Origin of the sequence: Streptomyces sp. SID5910, from assembly GCF_009862125.1 — a bacterium.
Taxonomy (GTDB): domain Bacteria; phylum Actinomycetota; class Actinomycetes; order Streptomycetales; family Streptomycetaceae; genus Streptomyces.
In genome coordinates, this window is record NZ_WWHX01000817.1 from 1 (window position 1) to 9,340 (window position 9,340).

The following is a 9,340-nucleotide window of genomic DNA, read 5'->3' on the forward strand; positions in this document are numbered from 1 at the left end:
GAGGACGGACACCCCCCGGCGCGGCCCCGACCCACCACCGAACCGAAGGCGCTACGCGCACCCCGACCGAAGCCGCACAGGCCGCCGCAGGCACCCGCACCACCGCCGAACCCACCCACCCACTGGGCCTACGCTGAACACATGAGCAAGCAGACCGGCCGCCGCCGCCCCCTGGCGGGACTGACCGCATGGGACCGCTGTGCGGTCATGGGAGTCGTCAACGTGACCCCCGACTCCTTCTCCGACGGCGGTCGCTTCTTCGACACCACGGCCGCCATCAAGCACGGCCTCGACCTCGTCGCCGAGGGCGCCGACCTCGTGGACGTCGGCGGCGAGTCCACCCGCCCCGGCGCCACCCGCGTCGACGAGGACGAGGAACTCCGCCGCGTCGTCCCGGTCGTCCGCGGCCTGGCCTCCGAGGGCGTCACGGTCTCCGTCGACACCATGCGCGCCTCCGTCGCCGAGCAGGCCCTCGCCGCCGGCGCCGCCCTCGTCAACGACGTCAGCGGCGGCCTCGCCGACCCCCGGATGATCCCGGTCGTCGCCGACGCCGACGCCCCCTTCGTCGTCATGCACTGGCGCGGCTTCCTGGAGGGCGGCAACGTCCGCGGCACCTACACCGACGTCGTCACCGAGGTCGTAGCAGAACTCCAGACCCGCATCGAGGCCGTCCTGGCCGGCGGCATCACCCCCGACCGCATCGTCGTCGACCCCGGCCTCGGCTTCTCCAAGGACGCCGAGCACGACCTCGTCCTCCTCGCCCACCTCGACCGCCTGCTCGCCCTCGGCCACCCCCTCCTCGTCGCCGCCTCCCGCAAGCGTTTCCTCGGCCGCGTCCTCGCCGGCCCCCAGGCCTCCCCGCCCCCCGCGCGCGAGCGCGACGCCGCCACCGCCGCCGTCTCCGCCCTCGCGGCGCACGCCGGCGCGTGGGCCGTACGCGTGCACGAGGTGCGCGCGACGGCGGACGCCGTCCGGGTCGCCCGCGCGGTCGAAGGAGCCCGGTGAACGCCCCGCACGTCGACGTCGAAGAGGTGGAGGCGACGAACACCGCCTTCTACGAGGCCCTGGAGCAGGGCGACTTCGAGAAGGTCTCGGAACTCTGGCTCACCCCGTCCGACCTGGGCATCGACGAGACGTACCACGACCCCGCGGACGCCGGCGTGGTCTCCTGCGTGCACCCGGGCTGGCCGGTGCTCACCGGCCGCGGCGAGGTCCTCCGCTCGTACGCCCTGATCATGGCGAACACCGACTACATCCAGTTCTTCCTCACCGACGTGCACGTCTCCGTGACCGGCGACACCGCCCTGGTGACCTGCACGGAGAACATCCTCAGCGGCGGCCCCGCCCCCGAGGGCGACGACGAACTCGGACCCCTCGTCGGCCAGCTGGTGGTCGCCACCAACGCCTACCGCCGCACACCCGCCGGCTGGAAGCTCTGGTCGCACCACGCCTCCCCCGTCCTGACGGAGAGCGACGACGAGGACACCGCGGACGCCGAGGACACACCGCCCTGATCCGCCGGCGCCGAGAAGTGGCCGGAATCACGGATCACCGGGCACGGGCGGCCACCGGCCCGTGATCCACCGGTTCCGCCAGGGCAAACGCACGGTGAAACCTCCGGGCGCCCGCCTGGGCCCGCACCACCCGCGGCCCGGTGCTGTCAGTGGCCACGGGTAGATTCGACTGAGGCCGGCGCACCACCCGCACGTGGTGCGCACCGGCCGAGACCGACGATTGCAGGAGTGATTCGTGTGGATCGTGTCGCGCTGCGCGGCCTGAAGGCCCGCGGGCACCACGGTGTGTTCCCCAAGGAGCGCGAGGAGGGCCAGACCTTCCTCGTGGACATCGTCCTGGGCCTGGACACCCGACCGGCCGCGGCCGACGACGACCTGGCGAAGACCGTGCACTACGGCATCGTGGCCGAGGAGGTCGTGGCCGTCGTCGAGGGCGAGCCCGTCAACCTGGTCGAGACGCTCGCGGAGCGCATCGCGCAGGCCTGCCTGAAGCACGAAGGGGTCGAGGAGGTCGAGGTCTGCGTCCACAAGCCGGACGCGCCGATCACGGTGCCCTTCGACGACGTCACCGTCACCATCATCCGGAGCCGTGTATGAGTGTCCCGTTCATCAACGGTCCCAGCGACCCGACCGTCCAGCCGGTGCCCGCCTCGGTCGTCGAGAGGGTGGACGCGGCCGACAGCACGCTGTCCAACCCGAAACGCGCCGTGATCGCCCTCGGCGCCAACCTCGGCAACCGCCTGGAGACCCTCCAGGGCGCGATCGACGCGCTGGAGGAGACCCCCGGCGTGCGCATCAAGGGCGTCTCGCCGGTCTACGAGACCGAGCCGTGGGGCGTCGAGCCGGGCACCCAGCCGGCGTACTTCAACGCGGTCGTGGTCCTGAAGACCACCCTGCCGCCGTCCTCGCTCCTGGAGCGGGCGCACGCCGTGGAGGAGGCCTTCCACCGCGTCCGGGACGAGCGCTGGGGCCCGCGCACCCTCGACGTCGACATCGTCGCGTACGCCGACGTGGTCTCCGACGACCCGCACCTGACCCTGCCCCACCCGCGCGCCCACCAGCGTGCGTTCGTCCTCGCCCCGTGGCACGACGTGGACCCCGAGGCCCAGCTGCCCGGCCACGGCCCGGTCGCCGGTCTGCTGGACGCGGTGACGCGCGAGGGCGTCGCGCCGCGGGCCGACCTGGAACTTCACCTGCCCGAGTAGTCGTTAAGGTCGAGACGACCGAGGTCCGAGCCGGACAGCCGGGGGAGCGAAGGGGCACCGTGAAAGAGTTGCGCATCAGGATGCTGGCCGGCGTGTTCGTCGTCGCCGGAGTCCTGTCCTGGGCGGGCGCCCGCCTGTGGAACTCGATCGGGACCCTCCCGAGCGTCCCCCTCGCCGCCCCCGTCGTGCTCGCGCTGATCGCCGTGGTCCTGCTGGCCACGGCGCTCTCGATCCGGGCCCGCCTGAAGGCGCAGCGGGACCGCGTCCCGGGCGCCAAGGGCGTCGACCCTCTGGTGGCGGCCCGCGCGGTCGTCTTCGGCCAGGCCAGCGCCCTCGTGGCCGCCCTGGTCGCGGGCATGTACGGCGGGACGGGGGTCTTCCTCCTGGAGTACCTGGACATTCCCGCCCGCCGCGACCAGGCCGTCTACGCCGGCTTCTCGGTCCTCGCCGGCATCGGCGTCATAGCGTCCGCGGTGTTCCTGGAGCGGGTCTGCAAGCTCCCCGAGGACGACGACGACCACTCGGGCGCGGCCCCGACCACCTGACCGGGCACCCCGCACCCGGCACTCCCCACTCCCGCTCAGCGCGCCATGATCAGGCTCATCGCCTCGTTGCGGGTGGCGGAGTCGCGCAGCTGACCGCGCACGGCCGAGGTGATGGTCTTCGCGCCGGGCTTGCGGATGCCGCGCATCGACATGCACATGTGCTCGCACTCGATGACGACGATGACGCCGCGCGGCTCCAGGATCTCCATCAGGGAGTCGGCGACCTGCGTGGTGAGACGTTCCTGCACCTGCGGACGGCGCGCGTAGACGTCCACGAGGCGGGCGAGCTTGGACAGGCCGGTGATCTTCCCGCTGGTGGACGGGATGTACCCGACGTGGGCCACGCCCCGGAACGGGACCAGGTGGTGCTCACACGTGCTGAACACCTCGATGTCCTTGACCAGGACCATCTCGTCGTGACCGAGGTCGAAGGTCGTCGTCAGGACGTCCTCCGGCTCCTGCCACAGCCCCGCGAATATCTCCCTGTACGCCCGCGCCACCCGCGCCGGCGTCTCCCGCAGACCCTCGCGGTCCGGGTCCTCGCCGACCGCGATCAGCAGCTCGCGTACGGCGTTCTCGGCCCGCTTCTCGTCGAACTCGCCGATCGGGTCCTGGCCGTCCAGCGTCACGGGGTCGGTCATCTGGTGCCTCGTTCCTGTGTTCTCGCGTGCGGGCATACGGAAACGCCGCGCCCCCCAAGGCTAGAACCTGGGGGGCGCGGCATACATTCCGGGCCTGGCGGGCCCGCGCGGAGGGCCTGGGTCAGCTCTCCGGGCGGTCCTCCGGGGCTCGCTCCGGTGCCGGGGCGGGCTCCGCCGTGGTGCTCTTGGCGGTGGAGATCGCCGCCGTCGCACCGTTCGCCCCGTTCGTCAGCGCGAGCTCCTTGGGGGAGAGCACCGGCGGACGGGTCGAGGGGGTGCGGCGGGAGGAACCGGTCCAGGCGGGCCGGGGCGGACGCTTGACGATCGTGGCGAAGATCTCGGCGATCTCCTCCTTGCCGAGCGTCTCCTTCTCCAGCAGGGCGAGGACGAGGTTGTCGAGGACGTCGCGGTTCTCGACCAGGATCTCCCAGGCCTCGTTGTGCGCCGTCTCGATGAGCTTCTTGACCTCTTCGTCGACCAGCGCGGCGACCTCTTCCGAGTAGTCGCGCTGGTGCGCCATCTCACGGCCGAGGAAGGGCTCGGTGTTGTCGCCACCGAACTTGATCGCGCCGAGACGCTCGGTCATGCCGTACTGCGTGACCATCGCGCGGGCCACACCGGTGGCCTTCTCGATGTCGTTGGCGGCGCCCGTCGTCGGGTCGTGGAAGACCAGTTCCTCGGCCGCGCGGCCGCCCAGCATGTAGGCGAGCTGGTCGAGCATCTCGTTGCGCGTGGTCGAGTACTTGTCCTCGTCCGGCAGCACCATCGTGTAGCCGAGGGCACGGCCTCTGGACAGGATGGTGATCTTGTGGACGGGGTCGGAGTTCGGTGAGGCCGCCGCGACCAGGGCGTGACCGCCCTCGTGGTACGCGGTGATCTTCTTCTCCTTGTCCGACATGATCCGGGTCCGCTTCTGCGGGCCCGCGACCACACGGTCGATCGCCTCGTCCAGCATGTGGTTGTCGATCAGCTTCTGGTCGCTGCGGGCCGTCAGCAGGGCGGCCTCGTTCAGCACGTTGGCCAGATCGGCACCGGTCATGCCGGGGGTGCGGCGGGCGACGGCCGACAGGTCGACGTCCGGAGCGACCGGCTTGCCCTTCTGGTGGACCTTGAGGATCTCCAGACGGCCCTGCATGTCCGGCCGGTCGACGGCGATCTGCCGGTCGAAGCGGCCCGGGCGCAGCAGCGCCGGGTCGAGGATGTCGGGCCGGTTCGTCGCGGCGATGAGGATCACGCCGCCCTTGACGTCGAAGCCGTCCATCTCGACGAGCAGCTGGTTCAGCGTCTGCTCGCGCTCGTCGTGACCGCCGCCGAGGCCGGCGCCGCGGTGGCGGCCGACCGCGTCGATCTCGTCGACGAAGACGATCGCCGGGGCGTTCGCCTTGGCCTGCTCGAACAGGTCACGCACTCGGGAGGCACCGACACCGACGAACATCTCGACGAAGTCGGAACCGGAGATCGAGTAGAACGGCACGCCCGCCTCGCCCGCGACGGCGCGCGCGAGCAGGGTCTTGCCGGTACCGGGCGGGCCGTACAGCAGCACGCCCTTGGGGATCTTGGCGCCGACGGCCTGGAACTTCGCCGGCTCCTGGAGGAACTCCTTGATCTCGTGGAGCTCCTCGACGGCCTCGTCCGACCCGGCGACGTCGGAGAACGTCGTCTTCGGGGTGTCCTTGGTGATGAGCTTCGCCTTGGACTTGCCGAAGTTCATGACCCGGGAGCCGCCGCCCTGCATCTGATTCATCAGGAACAGGAAGACGACCACGATCAGGACGAACGGCAGCAGGGACAGCAGGATGCCGACGAACGCGTTCTGCTTGGACGGCGACACGGTGTAGCCGTCGGGGATCTGCTTGTCCTGGTACTTGTTCTGAAGGGTGCCGGCGATGGTCACGCCCTGGTCGCCGATGTAGCTCGCCTGGATCTTCGAGCTGCCCTTGATCTTCTCGCCATCCTTGAGCTGGACCTTGATGGTCTGCTCGTCACCGGTGGTGAGCTTGGCCGACTCGACCTTGTTGTCGTTGATCGCCTGGACGACCTGGCCGGTGTCCACCGTCTTGTAGCCGCCGGACGAGCCGACGACCTGCATCAACACGACCACGGCAAGGACGGCCAGCACGATCCACATGACCGGCCCACGGAAGTATCGCTTCACGTCCATCCACACGGAGCGGTGCCGCCCCGTCCCTCCTGCCATAGTGAGTTTGATAAGACAGTTCTTCTGACGGTACCCCAGCCTGGTGGCCCGAAGCCGCACAGGAGGGCCGGCGTCCCGTCTGCATGCTCCAACGGCGCGGGGGCCGCCGGGGTTCCCGGTCCGCGCTACGCGACTGTGCTAGCCACCGTAGACGTGGGGCGCGAGCGTACCGACGAACGGCAGGTTCCGGTACTTCTCGGCGTAGTCGAGGCCGTAGCCGACGACGAACTCGTTGGGGATGTCGAAACCGACCCACTCCACGTCGATGGCGACCTTCGCGGCGTCGGGCTTGCGCAGCAGCGTGCACACCTTGAGCGAGGCGGGCTCGCGCGAGCCGAGGTTGGAGATCAGCCAGGACAGGGTCAGGCCGGAGTCGATGATGTCCTCGACGATCAGGACGTGCCTGCCCTTGATGTCGGTGTCGAGGTCCTTGAGGATCCGCACCACCCCGGAGGACTGGGTGCCCGCGCCGTACGAGGACACCGCCATCCAGTCCATGGTGACGGGGGTGGACAGCGACCGGGCGAGGTCGGCCATGACCATGACGGCGCCCTTGAGGACGCCGACGATGAGCAGGTCCTCGCCCTCGTACTCCGCGTCGATCTTCGCGGCCAGCTCGGCCAGCTTCGCGTCGATCTCTTCCTTGGTGATGAGTACCTTCTCGAGGTCGGCACCCATGTCGTTCGCGTCCACCCGCATCACTTTCGGTCGTCCCACCGGCCACTCCGGCTCACCCTGGTGACCCCGGTCGGGTCGGTGGGAGGGTCCGGATTCAGCCTTGCCGAATCACCAGTCTGCCACCCTGCCGCCGGGCGACGACTTTGCCGGGGAGGTTGATGGCTCCCTGGCCGCGCCAGCCGGTGATCAGCCGGTCGACTTCCTCGATGTGGCGGGCGAACAGCGCACCGGCCGGGGCACCGGCCTCGATGGCGGCCCGGCGCAGGATCCTGCGGCGTACGGCGGGCGGCAGGGCGTACAGCTTGGCGCACTCCAGTACGCCGGTGGCGTCGCGGACGCCGGCCTCGGCCTGGCGGGCCCAGGTGTCGAGGGCGTCGGCGTCGTCCCGGGAGAGCTGGGCCGTCCGGGCGAGGGCCTCGACGACGCCCTTGCCGAGCGCCTTCTCCAGGGCGGGCAGGCCCTCGTGGCGCAGCCGGGAACGGGTGTACGCCGGGTCGGCGTTGTGCGGGTCGTCCCAGACGGGCAGCGACTGGACCATGCAGGCCTTGCGGGCGGTCTGCCGGTCGACCTGGAGGAAGGGGCGCCGGTAACGGCCGCCGGCCCCCGAGACCGCGGCCATGCCCGACAGGGAGCGGATGCCGGAGCCGCGGGCGAGGCCCAGCAGGACGGTCTCGGCCTGGTCGTCGCGGGTGTGGCCGAGCAGGACGGCGGCGGCCCCGTGGCGGGCGGCGGCGGCGTCCAGGGCGGCGTAGCGTGCGTCGCGGGCGGCGGCTTCGGGGCCGCCCTCGCGGCCGACGGTCACGGCGGTCGCCTCGACGGGGTCGAGGCCGAGTTCGCGCAGGCGCAGGACGACTTCTTCGGCGCGCAGCTCGGAGCCGTTCTGAAGGCCGTGGTCGACGGTGACGCCGCCGGCGCGGATGCCGAGCCGGGGGGCCTCGAAGGCGAGGGCGGAGGCGAGCGCCATCGAGTCGGCGCCGCCGGAGCACGCCACGAGGACGAGCGGTGCCGCCGGGAGTACGGGCGCGCGCTCCGGCGTGCGCCCGGCGGCCGTCGCGGCGGGGACGCCGGCCGTGCTGTTCAGTTCGGTGAGGATGTCGTGGAGGACGCGGCGGACCGCCAGGCGTATCGCCGCGACCGCAGGATGGGGACCCATGTCCGGTGCCCTTCATGAAGTTTTCGGGGGGTGAGCCGAGGTTCGGTCACGCAGAGTGCCTAGATGGTGACAGAAACGGGGCGTTCCCCGAGCATCGCACGCCTGCCGAGGGCTCACGGTCCCTCGGACGGGTGATTGAAGGGGCGTTCGCCTGCCGTCGGCCGGATTCGTTTCACGTCCCTCCCCCGGGGCTCATGACTCCGGCTTGCGGTGCACCCGCGCGATCCACTCCGCGGGTTTGGCGATCTCCGACTTGGTGGGGAGCGTGTTGGGCGAGGTCCACACGCGGTTGAAGCCGTCCATGCCGCACTCGTCGACGACGGCCCGCACGAAGCGTTCGCCGTCCCGGTACTGGCGGAGCTTGGCGTCCAGGCCGAGCAGCTTGCGCAGGGCCATGTCGAGGCGGGAGGCGCCCTTGGCGCGGCGCTGCTGGAACTTCTCGCGGATCTCCCCGACGCTCGGCACGACCGACGGGCCGACGCCGTCCATCACGAAGTCGGCGTGGCCCTCCAGCAGGGACATCACGGCGGTGAGGCGGCCGAGGACCTCGCGCTGGGCGGGGGTCTGCACCAGCTCGACGAGGGAGCGGCCGCCGTCGTCCTCCTCGCCCTCGGGGCGGCCCCCGGCGAGCGTCTGGGCGGCCTCGCGGACCCGCTCCAGCACGGTCATGGGGTCGACGTCGGTCTCCGCGAGGAACGACTGGATCTCGCCCTCCAGGTGGTCGCGCAGCCAGGGCACGGCGGTGAACTGCGTGCGGTGCGTCTCCTCGTGCAGGCACACCCACAGGCGGAAGTCGTGGGGTTCGACGTCGAGTTCACGCTCGACGTGGACGATGTTCGGCGCGACGAGCAGCAGCCGGCCGCCGCCGTTCGCACCGGCGGGGAGCTCTCGGGTGGACGGGGCGAAGGTCTCGTACTGGCCGAGGACGCGGGAGGACAGGAACGACAGCAGCATGCCCAGCTCGACGCCGGTGACCTTGCCGCCGACGGCGCCGAGGACGGCGCTGCCGGGTGAGCCGCCGCGGCGCTCCTGCATCTTCTCCAGCAGGGGCTTGAGGATCTCCCGGAACCCGGCGACGTTCGCCCGGACCCAGCCGGGGCGGTCGACGACGAGGACGGGGGTGTCGTGGGCCTCGTCGGTGGCCATACGAGTGAAGCCCCGGACGTGTTCCTCCGAGGCTTTGGCGTGGCGGCGGAGCTCCGCGACGACGGCCCGGGCCTCGTCGCGGCTCACCTCGGGGCCCGGCCGTACGAGCCGGGTCGCGGTCGCCACCGCGAGGTTCCAGTCGACCATGCCGGAATTTGCGCCGATGCTCGTCATTCCTCAACGGTACGTGAGCGCTGCCGCTGGGGGCAGGCTGTGCGGGGCGGTGGGGTGGGACCGGGTGGGGCGTGCCTGTGGGTGAAC

10 protein-coding genes are annotated in these 9,340 nt (G+C 71.3%); 5 read left to right on the forward strand and 5 right to left on the reverse strand.

Annotation, left to right across the window (positions count from 1 at the left end):
- The first annotated feature begins 141 nt into the window (after positions 1-141).
- The 5 genes from folP to GTW67_RS28800 all read left to right on the forward strand — a co-directional run bounded on the left by folP (position 142) and on the right by GTW67_RS28800 (position 3,264).
- Complete coding sequence (folP, locus tag GTW67_RS28780; protein ID WP_161167683.1) at positions 142-1,005, forward strand: dihydropteroate synthase; 864 nt, start codon at positions 142-144, stop codon at positions 1,003-1,005.
- On the forward strand, positions 1,002-1,514 hold the full coding sequence (locus GTW67_RS28785) for a nuclear transport factor 2 family protein (protein WP_161167684.1): 513 nt from the start codon (positions 1,002-1,004) through the stop codon (positions 1,512-1,514). The genes folP and GTW67_RS28785 overlap by 4 nt, the downstream gene beginning before the upstream one ends.
- Before the next feature lie 237 nt (positions 1,515-1,751).
- A complete protein-coding gene (gene folB / locus GTW67_RS28790) occupies positions 1,752-2,111 on the forward strand; it encodes a dihydroneopterin aldolase (RefSeq protein ID WP_161167685.1) in 360 nt (119 codons plus the stop codon).
- On the forward strand, positions 2,108-2,719 hold the full coding sequence (folK, locus tag GTW67_RS28795; RefSeq protein ID WP_161167686.1) for a 2-amino-4-hydroxy-6-hydroxymethyldihydropteridine diphosphokinase: 612 nt from the start codon (positions 2,108-2,110) through the stop codon (positions 2,717-2,719). Before folB ends, folK begins: the two co-directional genes overlap by 4 nt.
- Before the next feature lie 59 nt (positions 2,720-2,778).
- On the forward strand, positions 2,779-3,264 hold the full coding sequence (locus GTW67_RS28800; protein WP_161167687.1) for a DUF3180 family protein: 486 nt from the start codon (positions 2,779-2,781) through the stop codon (positions 3,262-3,264).
- Positions 3,265-3,299: 35 nt separating this feature from the next.
- Here GTW67_RS28800 and folE read toward each other — a convergent pair whose 3' ends face one another.
- The 5 genes from folE to GTW67_RS28825 all read right to left on the reverse strand — a co-directional run bounded on the left by folE (position 3,300) and on the right by GTW67_RS28825 (position 9,253).
- Entirely contained in the window at positions 3,300-3,905 is a 606-nt protein-coding gene (gene folE / locus GTW67_RS28805) for a GTP cyclohydrolase I FolE (RefSeq protein WP_161167688.1), read from the reverse strand.
- Positions 3,906-4,026: 121 nt separating this feature from the next.
- Positions 4,027-6,066, reverse strand: a complete 2,040-nt coding sequence (gene ftsH / locus GTW67_RS28810) for an ATP-dependent zinc metalloprotease FtsH (RefSeq protein WP_161167689.1) — start codon at positions 6,064-6,066, stop codon at positions 4,027-4,029.
- A 174-nt stretch (positions 6,067-6,240) separates the two neighbouring features.
- Entirely contained in the window at positions 6,241-6,780 is a 540-nt protein-coding gene (gene hpt / locus GTW67_RS28815; protein ID WP_237519076.1) for a hypoxanthine phosphoribosyltransferase, read from the reverse strand.
- 94 nt (positions 6,781-6,874) lie between these two features.
- A complete protein-coding gene (gene tilS / locus GTW67_RS28820; RefSeq protein ID WP_161167690.1) occupies positions 6,875-7,933 on the reverse strand; it encodes a tRNA lysidine(34) synthetase TilS in 1,059 nt (352 codons plus the stop codon).
- 192 nt (positions 7,934-8,125) lie between these two features.
- Positions 8,126-9,253 carry an Rv3626c family coenzyme F420 biosynthesis-associated protein gene (locus GTW67_RS28825; protein ID WP_161167691.1) on the reverse strand — a complete coding sequence of 376 codons (1,128 nt, stop codon included), beginning with the start codon at positions 9,251-9,253 and terminating at the stop codon, positions 8,126-8,128.
- Positions 9,254-9,340 lie beyond the last annotated feature (87 nt).